The 21739-nt window shown below is 60.5% G+C and carries 23 protein-coding genes; 21 read left to right on the top strand and 2 right to left on the bottom strand.

From position 1 onward, the window contains the following. Positions 1 to 3: 3 nt before the first annotated feature. Positions 4 to 819, bottom strand: coding sequence for a type III secretion system regulator SuhB (suhB, locus tag AC3ISR_RS23255; protein WP_003175971.1), 816 nt, complete (start codon positions 817 to 819; stop codon positions 4 to 6). 145 nt (positions 820 to 964) lie between these two features. Here suhB and trmJ point away from each other — a divergent pair, with 145 nt between their 5' ends. The 21 genes from trmJ to AC3ISR_RS23150 all read left to right on the top strand — a co-directional run bounded on the left by trmJ (position 965) and on the right by AC3ISR_RS23150 (position 19812). Further along, a complete protein-coding gene (gene trmJ, locus AC3ISR_RS23250) occupies positions 965 to 1735 on the top strand; it encodes a tRNA (cytosine(32)/uridine(32)-2'-O)-methyltransferase TrmJ (RefSeq protein WP_192299572.1) in 771 nt (256 codons plus the stop codon). A 3-nt stretch (positions 1736 to 1738) separates the two neighbouring features. Further along, the gene (gene cysE, locus AC3ISR_RS23245) at positions 1739 to 2521 is read left to right on the top strand and encodes a serine O-acetyltransferase (protein WP_192299571.1); all 783 of its coding nucleotides are present in this window, start codon (positions 1739 to 1741) and stop codon (positions 2519 to 2521) included. Positions 2522 to 2823: 302 nt separating this feature from the next. Further along, on the top strand, positions 2824 to 3315 hold the full coding sequence (iscR, locus tag AC3ISR_RS23240) for a Fe-S cluster assembly transcriptional regulator IscR (RefSeq protein ID WP_003194020.1): 492 nt from the start codon (positions 2824 to 2826) through the stop codon (positions 3313 to 3315). A gap of 50 nt (positions 3316 to 3365) precedes the next feature. Continuing rightward, the gene (locus AC3ISR_RS23235) at positions 3366 to 4580 is read left to right on the top strand and encodes an IscS subfamily cysteine desulfurase (protein WP_192299570.1); all 1215 of its coding nucleotides are present in this window, start codon (positions 3366 to 3368) and stop codon (positions 4578 to 4580) included. 99 nt (positions 4581 to 4679) lie between these two features. Continuing rightward, positions 4680 to 5066, top strand: a complete 387-nt coding sequence (gene iscU / locus AC3ISR_RS23230; RefSeq protein ID WP_028617851.1) for a Fe-S cluster assembly scaffold IscU — start codon at positions 4680 to 4682, stop codon at positions 5064 to 5066. 28 nt (positions 5067 to 5094) lie between these two features. Continuing rightward, positions 5095 to 5418 (top strand): iron-sulfur cluster assembly protein IscA, encoded by a 324-nt coding sequence (gene iscA / locus AC3ISR_RS23225; RefSeq protein WP_010565230.1) that lies wholly within the window; start codon positions 5095 to 5097, stop codon positions 5416 to 5418. An 8-nt stretch (positions 5419 to 5426) separates the two neighbouring features. Beyond that, complete coding sequence (gene hscB, locus AC3ISR_RS23220; RefSeq protein WP_463984139.1) at positions 5427 to 5948, top strand: co-chaperone HscB; 522 nt, start codon at positions 5427 to 5429, stop codon at positions 5946 to 5948. Positions 5949 to 6001: 53 nt separating this feature from the next. Next, on the top strand, positions 6002 to 7864 hold the full coding sequence (hscA, locus tag AC3ISR_RS23215) for a Fe-S protein assembly chaperone HscA (protein WP_226457740.1): 1863 nt from the start codon (positions 6002 to 6004) through the stop codon (positions 7862 to 7864). 3 nt (positions 7865 to 7867) lie between these two features. After that, positions 7868 to 8209: an ISC system 2Fe-2S type ferredoxin gene (gene fdx / locus AC3ISR_RS23210; protein ID WP_015372914.1), complete on the top strand. Its 342-nt coding sequence runs from the start codon at positions 7868 to 7870 to the stop codon at positions 8207 to 8209. 14 nt (positions 8210 to 8223) lie between these two features. Beyond that, positions 8224 to 8424 carry a Fe-S cluster assembly protein IscX gene (iscX, locus tag AC3ISR_RS23205; protein ID WP_192299567.1) on the top strand — a complete coding sequence of 67 codons (201 nt, stop codon included), beginning with the start codon at positions 8224 to 8226 and terminating at the stop codon, positions 8422 to 8424. Between the two features lie 88 nt (positions 8425 to 8512). Beyond that, positions 8513 to 8938 (top strand): nucleoside-diphosphate kinase, encoded by a 426-nt coding sequence (gene ndk / locus AC3ISR_RS23200; protein WP_017846179.1) that lies wholly within the window; start codon positions 8513 to 8515, stop codon positions 8936 to 8938. Positions 8939 to 8966: 28 nt separating this feature from the next. Then, complete coding sequence (gene rlmN / locus AC3ISR_RS23195; protein ID WP_192299566.1) at positions 8967 to 10115, top strand: dual-specificity RNA methyltransferase RlmN; 1149 nt, start codon at positions 8967 to 8969, stop codon at positions 10113 to 10115. Positions 10116 to 10127: 12 nt separating this feature from the next. Then, complete coding sequence (gene pilW, locus AC3ISR_RS23190; RefSeq protein WP_192299565.1) at positions 10128 to 10886, top strand: type IV pilus biogenesis/stability protein PilW; 759 nt, start codon at positions 10128 to 10130, stop codon at positions 10884 to 10886. Beyond that, the gene (locus tag AC3ISR_RS23185; protein WP_463984137.1) at positions 10886 to 11893 is read left to right on the top strand and encodes a RodZ domain-containing protein; all 1008 of its coding nucleotides are present in this window, start codon (positions 10886 to 10888) and stop codon (positions 11891 to 11893) included. The genes pilW and AC3ISR_RS23185 overlap by 1 nt, the downstream gene beginning before the upstream one ends. 2 nt (positions 11894 to 11895) lie before the next feature. After that, entirely contained in the window at positions 11896 to 13005 is a 1110-nt protein-coding gene (ispG, locus tag AC3ISR_RS23180) for a flavodoxin-dependent (E)-4-hydroxy-3-methylbut-2-enyl-diphosphate synthase (RefSeq protein WP_003175952.1), read from the top strand. Between the two features lie 23 nt (positions 13006 to 13028). Next, complete coding sequence (gene hisS / locus AC3ISR_RS23175; RefSeq protein WP_192299562.1) at positions 13029 to 14318, top strand: histidine--tRNA ligase; 1290 nt, start codon at positions 13029 to 13031, stop codon at positions 14316 to 14318. Between the two features lie 41 nt (positions 14319 to 14359). Beyond that, on the top strand, positions 14360 to 15001 hold the full coding sequence (locus AC3ISR_RS23170) for a YfgM family protein (RefSeq protein WP_192299561.1): 642 nt from the start codon (positions 14360 to 14362) through the stop codon (positions 14999 to 15001). Beyond that, positions 14994 to 16145, top strand: a complete 1152-nt coding sequence (bamB, locus tag AC3ISR_RS23165) for an outer membrane protein assembly factor BamB (protein ID WP_192299560.1) — start codon at positions 14994 to 14996, stop codon at positions 16143 to 16145. Before AC3ISR_RS23170 ends, bamB begins: the two co-directional genes overlap by 8 nt. Before the next feature lie 134 nt (positions 16146 to 16279). Next, a complete protein-coding gene (gene der, locus AC3ISR_RS23160) occupies positions 16280 to 17749 on the top strand; it encodes a ribosome biogenesis GTPase Der (RefSeq protein ID WP_016977675.1) in 1470 nt (489 codons plus the stop codon). A 135-nt stretch (positions 17750 to 17884) separates the two neighbouring features. Beyond that, the gene (locus AC3ISR_RS23155; RefSeq protein ID WP_463984136.1) at positions 17885 to 19033 is read left to right on the top strand and encodes a pyridoxal phosphate-dependent aminotransferase; all 1149 of its coding nucleotides are present in this window, start codon (positions 17885 to 17887) and stop codon (positions 19031 to 19033) included. Beyond that, on the top strand, positions 19021 to 19812 hold the full coding sequence (locus AC3ISR_RS23150; protein WP_192299558.1) for an amidohydrolase: 792 nt from the start codon (positions 19021 to 19023) through the stop codon (positions 19810 to 19812). Before AC3ISR_RS23155 ends, AC3ISR_RS23150 begins: the two co-directional genes overlap by 13 nt. 176 nt (positions 19813 to 19988) lie before the next feature. On the opposite strand, the gene leuA is transcribed toward AC3ISR_RS23150, so the two are convergent. Then, positions 19989 to 21668 (bottom strand): 2-isopropylmalate synthase, encoded by a 1680-nt coding sequence (gene leuA, locus AC3ISR_RS23145; RefSeq protein ID WP_192299557.1) that lies wholly within the window; start codon positions 21666 to 21668, stop codon positions 19989 to 19991. Positions 21669 to 21739 lie beyond the last annotated feature (71 nt).

The following is a 21739-nucleotide window of genomic DNA, read 5'->3' as shown; positions in this document are numbered from 1 at the left end:
CGCTTAGCGCTTCAGCGAGGCCGGCAGGTGCGGCTGGATTGCCGTCAATACTGCCTTGAAGCATTTGGTGTTACCCGCAACCACGTGACCTTTCTCAAGGAAGTCGTGACCGCCAGTGAAGTCGCTCACCAAGCCGCCTGCTTCCTGGATCAGCAGGGCGCCTGCAGCCATGTCCCACTCGGACAGCCCCGACTCCCAGAACGCATCAAACCGGCCGGCGGCCACGTAGGCCAGGTCCAGGCTCGCTGCGCCAGCGCGGCGGATGCCGGCAGTCTGGCCAACCAGGGCGCGGAACATGCCCAGGTAGTTTTCCAGGTTGTCCATCTGATCGTCACGGAACGGGAATCCGGTACCCAGCAGGGCGCCGTCCAGGCTGGTGCGGCCGCTGACACGCAGGCGACGGCCATTGAGCTGGGCGCCACGGCCACGGCTGGCGGTGAATTCTTCCTGACGGACCGGGTCCAGTACGACTGCGTGTTCCAGGCGGCCACGGTATTTGCACGCGATGCTCACGGCAAAGTGTGGAATGCCGCGCAGGAAGTTGGTGGTGCCATCCAGCGGGTCGATGATCCACAGGTAGTCTTCGCCTTCGCCGCTACCTTTGTGCAAACCGGTTTCTTCACCGAGGATGCCGTGGGTAGGGTAGGCCTTGCGCAGCGCGTCGATGATTTTCTGTTCGGCGGCGCGATCCACCTCGGATACGTAATCCTTGGCGTCTTTTTCGTCGACCTTGATGGTATCCAGGCGCTCGATGGAGCGGAAGATCAATTCACTGGCGCTGCGGGCGGCGCGCAGCGCGATATTCAGCATGGGCTGCATGGATGTGTCACCTAAGGTTGTTAAAGAAAGCCGGGCATTCTAGCAGAAACTTTCTTCAGGTGAAGGACGACGTTCGCTTTCATGGCATAACCTTAGGCGGTTCTGTAAGATTTGCTCCCCTTTCCTGTGTCCGAGAGCGCCTCCCTTGCTGCAAAACATTCGTGTCGTCTTGGTCAATACCAGTCATCCCGGCAATATCGGCGGGGTGGCGCGAGCCATGAAAAACATGGGGCTGACGCGCCTGGTGCTGGTCGAGCCGCGCGTGTTCCCGCACCACGAGGCCGATGCCCGCGCTTCGGGCGCCAATGACATCCTTGCAAATGCACAGGTGGTCGCCACGCTGGAAGACGCCTTGGTCGGCTGCAACCTGGTGCTCGGCACCAGCGCCCGCGACCGCCGCATCCCCTGGCCGCTGCTGGATCCGCGCGAATGCGGAACCAAAGTGGTGGAGGAGGCCGCTGGTGGCGCCGAAATCGCCCTGGTATTCGGTCGTGAAGATTCCGGCCTGACCAATGACGAGCTGCAGCGATGTCATTACCACGTACACATTCCATCAGATCCCGAGTTCAGTTCCTTGAACCTTGGGGCGGCGGTGCAGGTGTTGACTTACGAAGTGCGCATGGCCTGGCTGGCCGCTGCTGGCCAGCCGAGCAAAGTGGAAAAGGAAGAAGTCGCTTCGACCAAAAGTGGCGAGCTGGCCACCATGGACGAGCTGGAGCGGTTCTATGAGCACCTGGAGCAAACCCTGGTGGCCATCGAGTTCCTCGATCCTGAAAAACCACGGCACTTGATGGCGCGCCTGCGTCGCTTGTACGGACGCAGCTCGGTCAGCCGGGCGGAAATGAATATATTGCGTGGCATCCTCACGGAAACCCAGAAAGCGGCCCGTGGTGAGCTTCTAAAGCGGAAGGATTAAAAAATGTTCGAGCGTTTGCGAGAAGATATCCAAAGTGTTTTCCACCGGGACCCGGCGGCGCGCAACGCCTTTGAAGTGCTGACCTGCTACCCGGGCATGCACGCTATCTGGATTCACCGCTTGTCCAGCGCGTTGTGGGGCATGGGCTGGAAATGGCTGGCGCGGCTGGTGTCGAACTTCGGGCGTTGGATGACGGGGATCGAGATTCATCCGGGAGCCAAGGTGGGGCGTCGCTTCTTTATCGACCATGGCATGGGCATTGTTATCGGCGAGACCGCAGAAATCGGCGACGACGTGACGCTCTACCAGGGTGTGACCCTTGGCGGCACCAGCTGGAACAAGGGCAAGCGCCATCCGACCCTGGAGAATGGTGTGGTGGTCGGAGCGGGCGCCAAGGTGCTCGGCCCGTTTACCGTTGGTGCCGGCGCGAAAGTCGGGTCCAACGCCGTCGTGACCAAGGCTGTGCCGCCTGGCGCCACCGTTGTCGGCATTCCCGGGCGCATTATCGTCAAGCCGGAAGTCGGCGAAGAGCAGGAAGCCAAGCGCAAGGCCATGGCCGAGAAGATCGGCTTCGATGCCTATGGCGTCAGCGAAGATATGCCTGACCCGGTGGCGCGTGCCATTGGCCAGTTGCTCGATCATCTGCAAGCGGTGGACGGCAAGCTGGAGGGTATGTGCGGTGCGTTGAAGGATCTGGGGAGTCCTTACTGTGCGAAGGAGCTGCCTGAGTTGCGCGAAGAAGACTTCGCCGAAATCAAGGACGAAGCGGCTACCAGGGCGAGCTGAGTTCTCGCAATCGCCGCAAACCCCTTGTGGGAGCGGGCTTGCTCGCGAATACGGTGTATCAGTCGCCAAATATATTGACTGGCTCACTGCTTTCGCGAGCAAGCCCGCTCCCACTTTTGATCTCCGTTGGTCTCGCGGTCCCAGTCCGGTCGCCTTCCCGCTGTTCGTCACCACCCCATCCTGCTATGATTCGCGCGCCCTTTTTACGGGTAATCCTGACTAAAGTACTAGGTCTTATAGTTGACTTAAATACTCGGGAATCGCATACTCGCTCCCATTCTGAAACACCTTGGTACTTGTCCATGAGACTGACTACAAAAGGCCGATACGCGGTGACTGCCATGCTTGACTTGGCTTTGCACGCGCAAACTGGGCCGGTGTCCCTGGCCGATATCTCCGAGCGCCAAGGCATTTCCCTGTCCTATCTTGAGCAACTGTTCGCCAAATTGCGCCGCAGCAATCTGGTTTCCAGTGTGCGTGGGCCGGGTGGTGGCTATCAGCTGTCCCGCGATATGCAGGGCATCCAGGTCGCCCAGGTGATCGATGCGGTCAACGAATCCGTCGACGCCACCAAATGCCAGGGTCTGGGTGATTGCCATGCCGGCGACACCTGCCTGACGCACCACCTGTGGTGTGACTTGAGCCTGCAGATCCATGAGTTTTTGAGTGGTATCAGCTTGGCTGATCTTGTGACTCGCCGTGAGGTGCAAGAAGTAGCCCAGCGTCAGGACCAGCGCCGTTGCAATACCAAGGCGCCGCGTCTGGACAAGATCGAAGCGTCCGCCGTCGAGTGACAGCCGAAGAGCTAACGGCACGCCAGCCAGCCTGATTTAGGAGAAAGTCCATGAAATTGCCGATTTACCTTGATTACTCAGCGACCACCCCGGTTGATCCGCGTGTCGCGCAAAAGATGAGCGAGTGCCTGCTGGTTGACGGAAACTTCGGCAACCCTGCCTCCCGTTCCCACGTATTTGGCTGGAAGGCCGAGGAAGCGGTCGAGAACGCTCGTCGCCAAGTCGCTGACCTGGTCAATGCCGACCCGCGCGAAATCGTCTGGACCTCCGGTGCTACCGAATCCGACAACCTGGCAATCAAGGGCGCCGCGCACTTCTACGCGACCAAAGGCAAGCACCTGATCACCACCAAGATCGAGCACAAGGCTGTCCTCGACACCATGCGCCAACTGGAGCGTGAAGGTTTCGAGGTCACTTACCTTGAACCAACCACCGACGGTATCGTCACTCCGGCCATGATCGAAGCCGAGCTGCGTGAAGACACCATTCTGGTTTCCGTGATCCACGTGAACAACGAAATCGGCACCATCAACGACATCGCGGCCATCGGCGAGCTGACCCGCTCCAAAGGCGTGTTGCTGCATGTCGATGCGGCCCAGTCCACCGGCAAGGTCGACATCGACCTGTCGAAGCTGAAAGTCGACCTGATGTCGTTCTCCGCCCACAAGACCTATGGCCCTAAAGGCATCGGCGCGCTGTACGTGAGCCGCAAGCCTCGCGTACGCATCGAAGCCACCATGCACGGCGGCGGTCACGAGCGCGGCATGCGTTCGGGCACCCTGGCAACCCACCAGATCGTCGGCATGGGCGAAGCCTTCCGTGTAGCCAAGGAAGACATGGCTGCCGAAAACATCCGTATCAAGGCCCTGAGCGACCGCTTCTACAAGCAGGTCGAGAACCTTGAAGAGCTGTACATCAACGGCAGCATGACCGCCCGTGTACCGCACAACCTGAACTTGAGCTTCAACTACGTCGAAGGCGAGTCGCTGATCATGGCGCTCAAGGACCTGGCGGTTTCGTCCGGTTCGGCCTGCACCTCGGCGTCCCTTGAGCCGTCGTACGTACTGCGCGCCCTGGGCCGCAACGACGAACTGGCACACAGCTCGATCCGCTTTACGTTCGGCCGCTTCACCACCGAAGAAGAAGTCGACTACGCCGCGCAGAAAGTCTGCGAAGCCGTCAACAAGCTGCGCGTTCTGTCGCCGCTGTGGGACATGTACAAAGACGGTGTCGACATTTCCAAGATCGAGTGGGCGGCACACTAAATATAGAAGCCGCCACCCCGGCTCTGTAGGCACGTGGCGGAAAACGCAGGCGTGTCTACAGGGTTCCAGAGCGGCCCTGATGAGTGAGGATTCAGTACCATGGCTTACAGCGAAAAGGTCATCGACCACTACGAAAACCCGCGTAACGTCGGCAAGATGGACGCGGAAGACCCAGACGTCGGCACCGGCATGGTCGGCGCCCCGGCGTGCGGCGATGTCATGCGCCTGCAGATCAAGGTCAACGACGCGGGCGTTATCGAAGACGCCAAGTTCAAGACCTACGGCTGCGGTTCGGCCATCGCCTCCAGCTCCCTGGCGACCGAATGGATGAAAGGCAAGACCCTGGATGAGGCTGTCACCATCAGCAACACCCAGCTGGCCGAAGAACTGGCCCTGCCGCCAGTGAAAATCCACTGCTCCGTACTCGCAGAAGACGCCATCAAGGCGGCCGTTCGCGACTACAAGCAGAAGAAAGGCTTGATCTAAGCATTTGGCGACGAGTAAGGAGTCAACGATGGCTATCAGCATGACAGAAGCGGCTGCGCGGCACGTGCGACGCTCCCTGGATGGGCGCGGTAAAGGTGAGGGGATTCGTCTGGGTGTACGCACCACGGGCTGTTCCGGCCTTGCCTATGTGCTGGAGTTCGTCGACGAGGTGGTTGCGGAAGACCAGGTGTTCGAAAGTCACGGCGAGAAAGTGATCATCGACCCTAAAAGCCTGACCTACCTGGACGGCACCGAACTCGATTTCGTCAAGGAAGGGTTGAACGAAGGCTTCAAGTTCAACAACCCCAACGTACGCGGTGAATGTGGCTGCGGCGAAAGCTTCAACATCTGAGGCTATTCGTGGGTACTCCTTGTCATTTCGCTTTATTCGAGCTGCAGCCGAGTTTTCGGCTGGACCTTGAGCAGCTTGCCACGCGCTACCGAGAATTGGCGCGTGGTGTGCATCCGGACCGCTTTGCTGACGCTACCGAACGTGAGCAGCGCTTGGCGCTGGAGCAGTCGGCCAGCCTCAACGAAGCCTATCAGACGCTCAAAAGCCCCCCGAAACGCGCGCGCTACCTGCTCGCGATGAACGGTGGCGAGTTGCCGCTGGAAGTGACCGTGCATGACCCGGACTTCCTGAGGCAGCAGATGCAGTGGCGCGAAGAGCTCGAAGACTTGCAGGACGAGGCCGATCTGGCCGGTGTCGCAGTCTTCAAGCGTCGTCTGAAAACGGCCCAGGATGAGCTCAACGAAAGCTTCGCAGCCTGTTGGGATGACGCTGCGCAACGCGAACAGGCCGAACGCCTGATGCGGCGCATGCAGTTCCTCGACAAGCTCACCTACGAAGTGCGCCAGCTAGAAGAGCGCCTCGACGATTAACCCCGTGTGCTGCCCGTGATGCACGCCTGATAGACAGATAAGACCTGATTACCATGGCCCTACTGCAAATCGCCGAACCCGGCCAAAGTCCTCAACCGCACCAGCGTCGCCTGGCGGTCGGGATTGACCTGGGCACCACCAATTCCCTGGTCGCTGCCTTGCGCAGCGGCCTGTCCGAGCCGCTGCCCGACGCCGATGGCCAGGTGATCCTGCCGTCCGCCGTGCGTTACCACGCTGACCGTACCGAAGTGGGTGAGTCAGCCAGGCTGGCGGCGTCTACCGATCCGTTGAACACCGTGCTGTCGGTCAAGCGCCTGATGGGGCGTGGTTTGTCCGACGTCAAGCAGTTGGGTGACCAGCTGCCGTACCGCTTTGTCGGTGGCGAATCCCACATGCCGTTCATCGACACCGTCCAGGGCCCGAAAAGTCCGGTGGAAGTGTCGGCCGATATTCTCAAGGTGCTGCGCCAGCGTGCGGAAACCACCTTGGGCGGCGAACTGGTGGGGGCGGTGATCACCGTTCCGGCGTACTTCGATGACGCCCAGCGCCAGGCCACCAAGGATGCGGCAAAACTCGCCGGTCTGAACGTGCTGCGCCTGCTCAACGAGCCGACGGCGGCAGCGGTGGCTTATGGCCTCGACCAGCATGCCGAAGGCCTGGTTGCGATCTACGACCTGGGCGGCGGCACCTTTGATATTTCGATCCTGCGCCTGACCGGCGGCGTGTTTGAAGTGCTGGCCACCGGAGGCGACAGTGCCTTGGGCGGTGACGACTTCGACCACGCCATCGCGGGCTGGATCATCAGCAGCGCCGGCTTGTCTGCCGACCTGGACCCGGGCGCGCAACGCAACCTGTTGCAAACCGCCTGTGCCGCCAAGGAAGCACTGACTGACGCTGCATCTGTTGACGTCTCCTACGGCAACTGGTCGGCCCAACTGACCCGTGAAGCCTTCGATTCGCTCATCGAGCCGATGGTCGCCCGCAGCCTCAAGGCCTGCCGCCGCGCCGTGCGTGATTCCGGTATCGAGTTGGAAGATGTCGGCGCCGTGGTCATGGTCGGTGGTTCAACTCGCGTGCCGCGCGTTCGTGAGGCGGTCGCTGAAGCCTTTGGTCGCCAGCCGTTGACCGAAATCGACCCGGATCAAGTCGTCGCCATTGGCGCCGCCATCCAGGCCGATACCCTGGCCGGCAACAAGCGTGACGGCGGCGAACTGCTGCTGCTTGACGTGATTCCATTGTCCCTGGGGCTGGAAACCATGGGCGGCCTGATGGAGAAGGTGATTCCACGCAACACCACCATCCCCGTCGCCCGCGCCCAGGATTTCACTACGTACAAAGATGGCCAGACGGCCATGATGATCCATGTGCTGCAAGGCGAGCGCGAGCTGATCAGCGACTGCCGCTCCCTGGCGCGCTTTGAATTGCGTGGCATCCCGGCGATGGTGGCGGGTGCGGCGAAGATCCGCGTGACCTTCCAGGTCGACGCCGACGGCCTGCTGAACGTGGCCGCGCGCGAGATGGGTTCGGGCGTTGAGGCGAGCATCCAGGTCAAGCCGTCCTATGGCCTTACTGATGGTGAAATCGCCAAGATGCTCAAGGATTCGTTCCAGCACGCCAGTGACGACAAGGTCGCCCGCGTACTGCGTGAGCAACAAGTGGATGCCCAGCGCCTGCTCGAAGCGGTGCAGGGCGCCCTGGATGTCGACGGCGAGCGCCTGCTGGACGCCGAAGAGCGCATGGTCATCGACCTGCAGATGCAGGAACTGGCCGAATTGATGAAGGGCACCGATGGTTATGCCATCGAGCAGCAGACCAAGCGCCTGTCGCAAGTGACCGATGCCTTTGCCGCCCGCCGCATGGACCAGACGGTAAAAGCCGCCCTGGCGGGACGCAACCTGAATGAAATCGAGGAATAATTAATGCCGCAGGTCATTTTTCTGCCACACGCCGAGCATTGCCCGGACGGTATGGTCGTGGAGGCTGAGACCGGCAAGTCCATCCTCGAAGTTGCCCATGACAACCACATCGAGATCGAAAGTGCCTGCGGCGGCGTCTGCGCCTGCACCACTTGTCATTGCATCATCCGCGAGGGGTTCAACTCCCTGGAAGAGGCCGACGAGCTGGAAGAGGATTTTCTCGATCGCGCATGGGGCCTGGAGGCGCATTCGCGCCTAAGCTGTCAGGCCAAGGTCGGGACTGAAGACATCACCGTCGAAATTCCGAAATATTCGCTCAACCATGCGGCCGAAGCGCCGCACTGATTGGTAGTACTGTCATGAAATATGGTTGGAATGATGTACAGCGCATTGCTGAAGAGCTCGCTGAAGCGAAGCCGGATGTGGACCCGTTGAAGGTCAACTTCGTTGATCTGCAGCGCTGGATCATGGAGCTTCCCGATTTCGACAACACCTCTGGCCGCTGTGGCGAGAAGGTATTGGAAGCGGTCCAGGCGCTCTGGATCGAAGAAATCGACTGATCATCCCCGCAGGTTAGGCAATACCCGATAACCCGCGTATAATTCGCGGGTTTAATTTTTCGTAAATTACCGTTTCTGGAGTTACACCATGGCTGTTCAACGTACTTTCTCCATCATCAAGCCTGACGCTGTTGCAAAAAACGTCATCGGCGAGATCACCACTCGTTTCGAAAAAGCCGGCCTGAAGGTTGTAGCTTCGAAACTCAAGCAACTGTCCAAAGCCGAAGCTGAAGGCTTCTACGCTGAGCACAGCGCTCGTGGTTTCTTCGGCGACCTGGTTGCCTTCATGATCTCCGGTCCTGTTGTTGTTCAGGTTCTGGAAGGCGAAAACGCTATCGCTCTGAACCGTGAGCTGATGGGCGCTACCAACCCTAAAGAAGCTGCTGCCGGCACCATCCGTGCTGACTTCGCTGATTCCATCGACGCCAACGCTGTTCACGGTTCGGACTCCGAAGCCGCAGCTGCTCGTGAAATCTCGTACTTCTTCGCAGCTACTGAAGTAACCACTCGCTAAGCATTGGCTTAAGAGTGAAGGTGAATCCATGACTACATCGACTGTTAAAACCAACCTGCTGGGTCTGACCCAGCCGGAAATGGAGAAATTCTTCGACTCAATCGGGGAGAAGCGTTTCCGTGCCGGTCAGGTAATGAAATGGATTCACCACTTTGGCGTCGATGATTTCGACGCCATGACGAACGTCAGCAAGGCCCTGCGCGACAAGCTCAAGGCTATTGCCGAGGTGCGTGGTCCCGAAGTGGTCAGCGAGGACATCTCCAGCGACGGCACCCGTAAGTGGGTGGTGCGCGTGGCGTCCGGCAGCTGCGTCGAGACCGTATACATTCCCCAGGGCAAACGTGGCACCTTGTGCGTTTCGTCCCAGGCAGGCTGTGCCCTGGATTGCAGTTTCTGCTCCACCGGCAAGCAAGGCTTCAATAGCAACCTCACCGCCGCCGAAGTCATCGGCCAGGTGTGGATTGCCAACAAATCCTTTGGCAGCGTCCCGGCGACCGTCGACCGTGCCATCACCAACGTGGTGATGATGGGCATGGGTGAGCCGCTGCTGAACTTCGACAACGTCATCTCCGCCATGCACCTGATGATGGACGACCTGGGCTACGGCATCTCCAAGCGCCGCGTGACCCTGTCGACCTCCGGCGTGGTTCCGATGATCGATGAGCTGGCCAAGCACATCGACGTCTCCCTGGCGTTGTCGCTGCACGCACCCAATGACGCATTGCGTAACCAATTGGTGCCGATCAACAAGAAGTATCCGCTTAAGATGCTGCTCGAATCCTGCCAGCGTTACATGGCGACCTTGGGTGAGAAACGCGTGTTGACCGTCGAGTACACCCTGCTCAAGGACATCAACGACAAGGTCGAACACGCCGTCGAGATGATCGAGTTGCTCAAGAACACCCCGTGCAAGATCAACCTGATCCCGTTCAACCCGTTTCCCCATTCTGGCTACGAGCGGCCGAGCAACAACGCGATCCGCCGTTTCCAGGATCAACTGCACCAGGCTGGCTACAACGTCACCGTCCGCACCACCCGTGGTGAAGACATCGACGCCGCCTGTGGCCAACTGGTCGGGCAGGTGATGGACCGCACCCGCCGCAGTGAACGTTATATCGCCGGGCGCGAAGTGAATGCCGCCGACGATTTGCCGCTCATTGCCGTGAATCGAATCTGAGAGAGGATCTCTATGCCCTTGCGCCTTGCGCTGCTTTTGCTTGTTACCGGCCTTGTGGCCGGTTGTGTTTCATCGGGCTACGAGAGCCCTTTGCAAACCGGCAAAGGCCGTGATGAGGCGCGGGTTGCCTATGTGCAACTGGGGTTGGGTTATCTGCAACAGGGTCTGAGCGAACAGGCCAAGGTGCCGCTGAAGAAGGCGCTTGAGCTGGACAGCGACGATGCGGACGCCAATGCCGCGCTGGCCCTGGTGTTCCAGGCCCAGGCCGAGCCGGAACTGGCCGGCCAGTATTTCAACAAGGCCCTGGCCGCCCGTCCTGCCGACCCACGGCTGCTGAACAACTACGGCAGTTTCCTGTTCGAGCAGAAACGTTATGACCAGGCCGCCCTTTATTTCCAGCAAGCCAGCGCCGATACCCTCTATCCTGAGCGTTCCCGTGTCTTCGAGAACCTCGCAGTGACCTCGCTGCGCCTAGGCCAGCGCGACAGCGCTCGCCAGCAACTGGAAAAAGCCCTGCACTTGAATGGGCGTCAGCCGCGGGCCTTGCTCGAAATGGCTGAGTTGTCCTACGAAGACAGGCATTATGTGCCGGCACGTGACTATTACGAGCGTTTTAGCCTGCTCAGCGGGCAAAATGCACGTAGTCTATTGCTCGGTGTGCGGCTGGCGACGGTTCATGAAGAACGCGACACGGCCGCACGTTTTGGCCAGCAACTCGAACGACTCTATCCCGGTACGCCGGAATATCAGCAATACCTGTCGGAGCAATGATGAAAGCGGCGCACCCGGAAGTTGTAGCAGCTAATCGCGTAAACCCAGGCGACACCTTGCGTCAGGCCCGCGAAAGCAATGGTTGGTCGCTGGCGGAAGTGGCCCTCAAGCTCAATTTGACCACCACATCCCTGGCCAACCTGGAAGCCGGCGCGTTCGACAAGTTGCCGGGGCATACCTTCGCCCGTGGCTACATCCGCGCCTACGCCAAATTGCTCGGCATCGACCAAGCCATACTGGTCCAGGAGTTCGACCAATTCACCGGTACGGATTCCCAGGGCAGCAATGTCCACGGCTTGGGCCGTATCGAGGAGCCGGTGCGGGTTTCCCACACGATTCTGCGTATTGTCAGCCTGTTGCTGCTGATCGCCGTGATCGGCGGTGGTTTTGTCTGGTGGCAAGACCAGACCTCCCAGCGCACCAAAGACATGACCAGCAACGCCATGGAGCACGTCGAAGTCGAAAGCGCCGACGGCACCACCCAGATTCATCCACTGGATGAGCCGGAAGACCAGGCTGTTGCCGAAGGCCAGGCTGCCCCCGAAGCGCCGGTTGCCACCGAGCAACCCGCCCCGGAAACCGCGCCAGCCGCGACCGCCGCTGCACCGACTCCCGCGACGCCGACTGCACCGGCTCACGCCCAGGCCACCCCAGCCGCCCCGGTTGCGCAGGCGCATACGCCAGCCGCACCGGCACAAGCGCCTGCTCCAGTCACGCCTGCCGCCCCTGCGATTTCCGCGCCGACCACCCCAGCGTTGATCGCCGGTGATGGCCGCGTACAGGTCACTTTCATCGCCGACTGCTGGACGCAACTCACCGATGGCAATGGCAAGGTGCTGTTTAGCGGTCTGAAGCGTAAGGGAGATACGCTCGACCAGGCCGGCAAGCCTCCTTTGACGCTGCGTCTGGGCTTTGCCCGTGGCGCGCAAGTGGCCTACAACGGCCAGCCTGTGGACGTGGCGCCGTTCACCAGTGGCGAGACCGCTCGCCTCAAGTTGGGACAATAGTCATGCACGGCGAATCTCCAATCAAACGTCGCGTATCGCGCAAGATCTGGGTTGGCTCGGTGCCTGTGGGTGGCGATGCCCCCATCGCGGTCCAGAGCATGACCAACAGCGACACCAATGACGTGGCCGCCACCGTCGCCCAGATCAATCGTCTGGAAGCGGCTGGTGTCGACATCGTGCGCGTCTCCGTACCGGACATGGACGCCGCCGAAGCCTTCGGTCGCATCAAGCAGTTGGTCAAGGTGCCACTGGTTGCCGACATTCACTTCGACTACAAGATCGCCTTGCGCGTAGCCGAACTGGGTGTGGACTGCCTGCGGATCAACCCGGGCAACATCGGTCGCGAAGACCGTGTGCGTGCCGTGGTGGATGCTGCCCGTGATCGCGGTATTCCAATCCGTATCGGCGTCAACGCTGGTTCCCTGGAAAAAGACCTGCAAAAGAAATACGGCGAGCCTACGCCGGCAGCACTGGTTGAGTCGGCGCTGCGTCACGTTGAGCACCTCGAACGCCTGAATTTCCAGGACTTCAAGGTCAGCGTAAAGGCCTCCGACGTATTCATGGCGGTCGAAGCCTACCGCCTGCTGGCCAAGGAAATCGTGCAGCCGTTGCACCTGGGTATCACTGAAGCGGGCGGTTTGCGCTCAGGCACAGTGAAATCTGCGGTGGGTCTCGGTATGCTGCTCGCCGAAGGGATTGGCGATACCATCCGCATCTCCCTGGCGGCAGACCCTGTTGAGGAAGTGAAAGTCGGTTACGACATTCTCAAATCCCTGCGTTTGCGCTCCCGTGGCATCAATTTCATTGCCTGCCCGAGCTGCTCGCGGCAGAACTTCGACGTGGTGAAAACCATGAACGATCTGGAATTGCGCCTTGAAGACCTGTTGGTGCCACTGGATGTAGCGGTGATCGGTTGTGTGGTCAACGGTCCGGGCGAAGCCAAGGAAGCCCATGTGGGCTTGACCGGCGGTACACCGAACCTGATTTACATCGATGGCAAGCCGTCGCAGAAATTGACGAATGACAATCTGGTGGACGAGCTTGAAAAGCTGATCCGCGAGAAAGCGGCCGAAAAGGTCGCAGCTGACGCAGCGCTGATCGCGCGCGGCTGATTGAACGAATTTAAGGATTTGATGTGAGCAAGTCTCTGCAAGCCATTCGCGGCATGAACGACATCCTGCCGGAGCAGACGCCGTTGTGGCGCTACTTCGAAAGCACCGTCGCGCGCCTGCTGGATAACTACGGTTACAAGCAGATCCGCATGCCGATCGTCGAATTCACCGAGCTGTTCAAGCGCTCCATCGGTGAAGTGACCGACATCGTCGAAAAAGAAATGTACACCTTTGAAGACCGCAACGGCGACTCCCTGACCCTGCGTCCGGAAGGTACCGCCGCGTGCGTGCGCGCCGTGCTGGAGCATGGCCTCACCGGTGCCGGCCAGCCGCAGAAGTTGTGGTACATCGGCCCGATGTTCCGCCATGAACGGCCACAGAAAGGCCGTTATCGCCAGTTCCACCAGATCGGCCTGGAAGTGTTCAACATCGACGGCCCGGACATCGACGCCGAGCTGATCGTGCTGACCTGGCGCCTGTGGGGCCTGCTGGGCATCCGTGACGCGGTCAAGCTTGAACTCAACAGCCTGGGCACCAGCGAATCCCGCGGCCGCTATAAAGTGGCCCTGGTCGAGTACCTGTCCGCTCACCTGGACAAGTTGGACGAAGACAGCCAGCGCCGTCTGAAAACCAACCCGCTGCGCGTGCTCGATACCAAGAACGCCGACACCCAAGCCGTACTGGTCAACGCGCCGAAAATGGCCGATTACCTGGACGACGAGTCGCGCATTCACTTCGAGGGCCTCAAGGCTCGCCTGGATGCTGCCGGTATCCCGTTCGTGATCAACACCAAACTGGTGCGCGGCCTCGATTACTACAGCAAGACCGTGTTCGAGTGGGTCACCGACAAACTCGGCGCCCAGGGCACCGTGTGCGCCGGTGGGCGCTACGATGGCCTGGTCGAGCAGATGGGCGGCAAGCCGACCACTGGCGTGGGCTTCGCCATGGGCATCGAGCGCTTGATCCTGCTGCTGGAAACCCTGGAAAAGGTCCCGGAAGAAATCTCCCGTCAGGTGGATGTGTACCTCTGCGCCTTTGGCGAGGCCGCCGAACTGGCCGCCCTGGCCTTGAGCGAGAAGGTGCGCGACCAACTGCCGAACCTTCGCCTGCAGGTCAATGCCGGCGCCGGCAGCTTCAAGAGCCAGTTCAAGAAGGCCGACAAGAGCGGCGCGCTGTATGCGCTGATCCTTGGCGATGACGAACTGGCCCAGCAAGTGATAGGTTTCAAACCCCTGCGTGGCCAGGGCGAGCAACAGAACATTGCCTTTGATGCGCTCGCTGCGCACTTGGCCACCTGCGTCGTGCAGGGTTGAAGCTGTCGAACAGCCGAATTTAGCGATTAAGGAGTATTGGGGTGTCGAGTACTGATGATGAGCAACTGGCCGAGTTCAAGGACTGGTGGCAGCGTAACGGCAAGCCCCTGGTTACTGGCGGCCTGCTGGCTTTAGTGGTGGTGTTCGGCTGGCAAGCCTGGCACAAGTATCAGGCCAACCAGTCCCAAGGCGCCTCGGTCCTCTACCAGCAGTTGCTGGAAACCACGCTGACTCCGGATGGCAAGCCTGACCCGGCACAGGTTGCAGACCTGGCCGGCAAGCTGAAAAACGAATTTGGCGGTAGCACCTACGCCCAGTACGGCAGCCTGTTCGTCGCGAAAGTCGCGGTCGACACCGGCAAGCTGGATGACGCCGCCTCCGAGCTGAAGGCCATCGCCGACAAGCCGAAGAACCCGACCCTGGGTGAAATCGCACGTCAGCGCCTGGCTCAGGTACTGGCAGCACAGAACAAGGCCGACGAAGCACTCAAACTGCTCGACGGCGATGCTGACAAGGCATTTGTAGCCACTCGCGAAGAGCTCAAGGGCGACCTTCTGGTCCAATTGGGTCGTACCGACGAAGCCAATGCTGCGTACAAAAAAGCCAAGGCGGCGCTGTCTGATGAAGCGGCGGTCGGTGGCTTACAAATCAAGCTCGACGACTTGGCCAAAGGGGATGCGTGACGTGATCCGTTGGAAACATGCAGCATTGCTGGCTCTGGCCGTTCTGGCCGCGGGTTGCAGCAGCAACAGCAAGAAAGAACTGCCTCCTGCGGAGCTGACCAGCTTCAAGGAAGAAGTGGTCCTGCAAAAGCAGTGGAGCCGCTCCATCGGTGATGGCCAGGGCGAAACCTACAACATGTTGGTGCCGGCCATCGACGGTGACAACATTGTGGCCGCCGACGTAACCGGCGTGGTGATCTCCATGGATCGCCTCAACGGCGACGTGAAGTGGAAGAAAGACCTCGAACTGCCTGTCTCCGGCGCCGTCGGCGTAGGTTACGGCATGGTGATGCTCGGCACGCTGAAAGGCGAAGTCGTAGCCCTGGATTCCAGCACCGGTGAAGAGAAATGGCGCGCTCGCGTGACCAGTGAAGTTCTCGCACCGCCTGCCACCAACGGTGACATCGTCGTGGTGCAAACCCAGGACGATCGTGTGATTGGCCTCGACGCCAGCACCGGCCAGCAACGCTGGTTGTACGACAGCACCCCGGCGGTACTGACCTTGCGCGGCACCAGTGGTCCGGTTGTGACCAATAATCTGGCCGTTGCAGGCCTGTCGACCGGTAAAGTAGTCGCCCTGGACACCCAGAACGGCGTACCGGCCTGGGAAACCCGTGTGGCTATCCCACAAGGTCGTTCCGAGCTGGATCGCGTTGTGGACATCGACGGTGGCTTGCTGCTGTCGGGCGAAACCCTCTACGTCGCCACTTACCAGGGCCGTGTCGCGGCACTGGACCTGCAGAGCGGTCGTGTGAACTGGCAGCGTGATGCTTCCAGCTACGCCGGTGTCGCCCAAGGGTTTGGCAGCGTCTACGTAAGCCTGGCGTCCGGCACCGTTGAAAGTGTCGACGAGCGTTCCACCACTGCACTGTGGAGCAACGACTCCCTGGCCCGCCGTCAACTGTCGGCACCGGAAGTGTTCTCCAGCTACGTAGCGGTTGGCGACTTCGAAGGCTACCTGCACCTGCTGAGCCAGGTGGATGGTCGCTTCGTAGGTCGCGAGCGTATCGACAGCGACGGCCTGCGTGCGCGTCCGCTGGTCGTGGGTAACATGCTTTATGTGTTTGGCAACAGCGGCAAGCTGGAAGCCCTGACCATCAAGTAAGAACTATGCTTGGGGTAACACCCAGGCGGCCCCGCTTCGGCGGGGCATGCGGCATTTGATTATGCTGCCCCGAGCACCAGCCGCTGCCATGCAGCGGCTTTTGTATTTTCTGAAATAACGAAGTGGAGAGCCGCATGGTTCCCGTAATCGCCCTGGTGGGCCGACCTAACGTCGGCAAGTCCACCTTGTTCAACCGCCTGACCAGGACTCGCGACGCCATCGTCGGCGACTTGTCCGGTCTGACCCGTGATCGCCAATACGGTGAGGCAAAGTGGCAAGGGCGCTCCTACATTATTGTCGACACCGGTGGTATCTCCGGTGACGAGCACGGCATGGACGAAAAAATGGCCGAGCAGTCGCTGCTCGCCATTGAAGAAGCCGACGTCGTGCTGTTCCTGGTGGACGCCCGTGCGGGCTACACCGCTGCCGACCAAATGATTGGCGAGCACCTGCGCAAGCGCAACAAGCGTTCCTATCTGGTCGCGAACAAGATCGACAACATCGATCCTGAAGCTGCCCGTGCCGAATTCAGCCCGATGGGCCTGGGCGATGCGATCCCGGTCGCCGGTGCCCACGGTCGCGGCATCACCCAGATGCTGGAAATTGCCCTGCGCGATTTCCCCAAGGATGACGTCGAGGAAGAAGAGGGCGAAGAGGAAATCGTCGCCGAAGGTGAGGAAGCCAAGCGCATTCCTGGCCCGAGCGAAAAAGACGGTATCAAGATCGCTATCATCGGTCGTCCCAACGTCGGCAAGTCGACCCTGGTCAACCGCATGCTCGGTGAAGACCGCGTCATCGTCTATGACCAGCCCGGCACCACCCGCGACAGCATCTACATCCCGTTCGAACGCAACGAGGAAAAGTACACGCTGATCGACACCGCCGGTGTGCGCAAACGCGGCAAGATCCACGAGGAAGTTGAAAAGTTCTCGGTGGTCAAAACCCTGCAAGCGATCAAAGACGCCAACGTGGTGATCTTTGTGATGGACGCCCGCGAAGGCGTGGTGGACCACGACCTCAACCTGCTGGGCTTTGCCCTCGAGGCCGGTCGGGCACTGGTGATCGCGATCAACAAGTGGGACGGCATGACGCCGAGCGAGCGCGATTTCGTCAAGATCGAGCTGCAACGTCGGCTGTTCTTCGTCGAGTTCGCCGACATTCACTTCATCTCGGCATTGCACGGCACTGGCGTGGGCAACCTCTACGCGTCCGTGCAGAACTCGTTCAAGTCTGCCGTGACCCGTTGGCCGACCAACCGCCTGACCCAGATCCTGGAAGATGCGGTTGGCGAGCATGCGCCGCCGATGGTCAACAACCGCCGGATCAAACTGCGTTACGCCCACTTGGGTGGTGCCAACCCGCCGATTATCGTGATCCACGGTAACCAGATCGAGAAGGTGCCGAAGTCCTATGTGCGTTACCTGGAAAACACCTACCGCCGTGTCTTGAAACTGGTCGGTACACCGATCCGTATCGAGTTCAAGGGTGGCGAGAACCCGTACGAAGGCAACAAGAACACACTGACTGACCGTCAGGTGAACAAGAAGCGTCGTTTGATGACTCACCACAAGAAGGCCGACAAGAAGCGTCGTGACAAGAAGTAACGGCAGCTTCAAGTTGTAAGCGTCAAGCCTCAAGAAAGGGCTCCTTTGGAGCCCTTTTTTGTGCGCGAGGGTTTGTGCCTTGACCCCGTGCGATTGGCAGCTTAAAACTTGGGGCTCACCTGCAGGGGCTTTTTGATGATCACCAGCAAGCTGCCGAATGTCGGCACGACCATTTTCACCACCATGTCGCAACTCGCAGCCGAGACCGGCGCGCTCAACCTGTCCCAAGGGTTCCCCGACTTCAATGGTCCCCAAGGTTTGCTTGATGCCGTGGGCAAGCACGTCGCCAGCGGGCATAACCAGTACTCGCCGATGACCGGCTTGCCGGCCCTGCGTCAGCAAGTGGCGGCGAAGATCGCCCGCAGCTACGGCGCCAAGGTCGATGCCGACAGTGAAGTGACCGTGACCCCGGGCGCCACCGCCGCAATCTTCTGCGCGATCCAGGCAGTGATCCGAAATGGTGATGAAGTCATCGTGTTCGATCCCAGCTACGACAGCTACGAGCCGTCAGTCGAGCTGGCCGGCGGGCGCTGCGTGCATGTGCAGTTGAGCCTGGATGGCTTTGCGCTGGACTTCGACAAGATCCGCGCCGCGCTGTCGCCCCGTACGCGCATGATCATCCTCAACTCCCCGCACAACCCCACCGGTGCCTTGATCAGCCGTGCCGAGTTGGATCAGTTGGCCGATCTGATCCGCGACCGGGATATTTACCTGGTCAGCGACGAGGTCTATGAACACCTGGTGTACGACGGTGTGCCCCACGTGAGCGTACTGGCCCACGAAGAGCTGTATCAGCGCGCCTTCGTGGTCAGTTCCTTCGGCAAGACCTATCACGTCACCGGCTGGAAAACCGGCTACGTGGTCGCGCCAGCGGCCCTCACCGCTGAGCTGCGCAAGGTGCACCAGTACGTCAACTTCTGTGGCGTGACACCACTGCAGTTCGCCCTGGCCGACTTCATGGCCGAGCACCCGGAACACGTCGAGGAACTGCCAGCGTTCTACCAGGCCAAACGCGACCTGTTTTGCGACTTGCTGGCGCCGTCGCGCTTCAGCTTTAGTCGAGTGGCCGGCACCTACTTCCAACTGGTGGATTACTCACAGATCCGTCCGGACCTGGATGACGTCGCCATGTCGCTGTGGATGACTCGAGAACACGGCGTGGCGACGATTCCCGTCTCGGTGTTCTACCAGAACCCACCCCAAGGCCAGCGCCTGGTGCGCCTGTGCTTTGCCAAACGCGAGGAGACGCTGCGCCAAGCAGCCGAGAAGCTATGCGTGATCTGAGTGCACTGCCGGACCTGAACATCGCCCTGGTCCAGACCACCCTGGCCTGGCACGACCGCCAGGCCAACCTTGAACACTTCGAGGCACTGCTGGAGCAGGCCAGGGGCGCCGATCTGATCGTGTTGCCGGAGATGTTCACCACCGGGTTTTCCATGGCGTCCGACACCCTCGCCGAACCGGAGAACGGTCCGACCCATCGCTGGCTCCAGGCCCAGGCAGCGAAGTACGACGCGGTGATCACCGGCAGCGTGATCATCCAGGCCGCCGATGGCAGCCACCGCAACCGCCTGCTGTGGGCGCGACCCGATGGCGAGGTGCTGCACTACGACAAGCGCCACCTGTTCCGCATGGCCGGTGAGCACAATCACTACACCCCCGGCGAGCGCCAGGTGCAGTTCGAGTTGAAGGGCTGGCGTATCCGCCCGCTGATTTGCTACGACCTGCGCTTCCCGGTGTGGAGCCGCGATGCCCAGGACACCGACCTGTTGCTCTACACCGCCAACTGGCCCGGTGCGCGGCGTTTGCATTGGAACCGCCTGCTGCCGGCGCGGGCCATCGAGAACCTGTGCTACGTGGCGGCGGTGAATCGGGTGGGTACGGACGGCAAGGGTTTTGTCTACACCGGTGACAGCCAGGTGCTGGATTTCCAGGGTGAGACCCTGCTCAGTGCGGGGGAGGCGGATGGGGTGTTCCAGGTGTGCCTGAATGCGGCGGAGCTGGCGGCGTATCGCACCCGATTCCCGGCGAATCTGGATGCCGATACCTTTCAGTTTGTCTGATAGGCCGCCTTCGCGAGCAAGCCCGCTCCCACATTCGACCGCGTTTATCCTGTAGGAATGCGGTCGAATGTGGGAGCGGGCTTGCTCGCGAAGAGGCCATCAGCACCACCCAAGACCCAAAGCAAAAAAAGGCCCCTGGATTCACACCCAGGGGCCTTTCGCATTTCAGCAGCCGCTTACGCCGCTTTCGCTTCCAACTGGCTCAACGAGCGGTTCAGCGCGCTGAACACTGCCTTGAAGCTGGCCGTGGTGATGTTTTCATCAATGCCCACGCCATGTACCGGCCGCTCACCGTTCACACGCAGTTCGATGTACGCCGCCGCCTTGGCATTGGTACCGGCGCCGATTGCGTGTTCGTTGTAGTCCATGATCTCCACCTTGATCGGCAGGGCGGCAACCAGCGCTTCCAGCGTGCCGTAGCCCTTGCCGTGCCAGCGCAGGTTGGTTTCGCCCTGGCCTTTGCCCGAGACTTCCACTTCCACCGAGCTGTTGCCGTTCTCTTCCTGCAAGCGATGGCTGACCAGCGCATACGGGGTGTTGGCTTGCAGGTATTCACGCTGCAGCAACGCGTAGATTTGCGGCGCGGTCATCTCCAGGCCCACGCGGTCGGTTTCGGCCTGCACCACCTGGCTGAACTCGATCTGCATGCGACGCGGCAGGCTGATGTCGTATTCCTGCTCCAGCAGGTAGGCGATGCCGCCCTTGCCCGACTGGCTGTTCACGCGGATCACGGCCTCGTAGCTGCGACCAATGTCGGCCGGGTCGATCGGCAAGTAGGGCACTTCCCACAGGGCGTCGTCTTTCTGCTGGGCGAAGCCCTTGCGGATGGCATCCTGGTGGGAGCCGGAGAAGGCGGTGTGGACCAGGTCGCCGACGTACGGGTGGCGCGGGTGCACCTGGATCTGGTTGCACTCTTCGACGACTTTGCGCACGCCGTCGATGTCGGAGAAGTCCAGCTCAGGATTGACGCCCTGGGTGTACAGGTTCAGTGCCACGGTAACCAGGTCGACGTTACCGGTACGCTCGCCGTTGCCGAACAGGCAGCCTTCGACGCGGTCGGCACCGGCCATCAGGCCCAGTTCGGTGGCGGCCACACCAGTGCCACGGTCGTTGTGGGTGTGCAGGCTGATGATCACGCTGTCACGACGGTTGATATGACGACCGAACCACTCGATCTGGTCGGCATAGATGTTCGGCGTGGCGCATTCCACGGTAGCCGGCAGGTTGAGGATCATCTTGTGCTCGGGCGTCGGGTTCCACACCTCGATCACCGCGTCACAGACTTCCTTGGCGAACTCCAGTTCGGTCGCGCTGAAGGTCTCCGGGGAGTACTCGAAAGTCCACTGGGTTTCCGGCTGCTGGGCGGCGTATTTGACGAACAGCTTGGCCGCGTTGACCGCGATGGCCTTGATGCCGTCCTTGTCCTGGTTGAACACGATGCGGCGGAACGATGGCGAGGTCGCATTGTACAAGTGCACGATGGCTTTCTTGGCGCCGCGCAGGGATTCGAAGGTGCGCGCGATCAAGTCTTCACGACCCTGGGTCAGCACCTGAATGGTGGTGTCCTCGGGGATGTGGCCGTCTTCGATCAGGGTGCGCACGAAGTCGAAGTCGGTTTGCGAGGCGGCCGGGAACGACGCTTCGATTTCCTTCACGCCCACCGATACCAGGGTCTTCCAGAAACGCAGCTTCTTCGCGGCGTCCATCGGCTCGATCAGCGACTGGTTGCCATCACGCAGGTCGGAGCTGCACCAGATCGGCGCGGTGGTGATGGTTTTCGAAGGCCAGGTGCGGTCCGGGATGTCGATGGTCGGAAACGCGCGGTACTTCGAAGACGGGTCTTTGAGCATGCTCATCGGGAAATCCTTTGTTTAGGGGCCGAGAAAAGGCGGCCTGCCGTGTAACTGTTATTGGGGATAAAGCGGGG

The sequence above is a fragment of the Pseudomonas sp. GL_117 genome (genome assembly GCF_057835125.1).
This window is presented reverse-complemented; position numbering and strand designations above follow the sequence as displayed.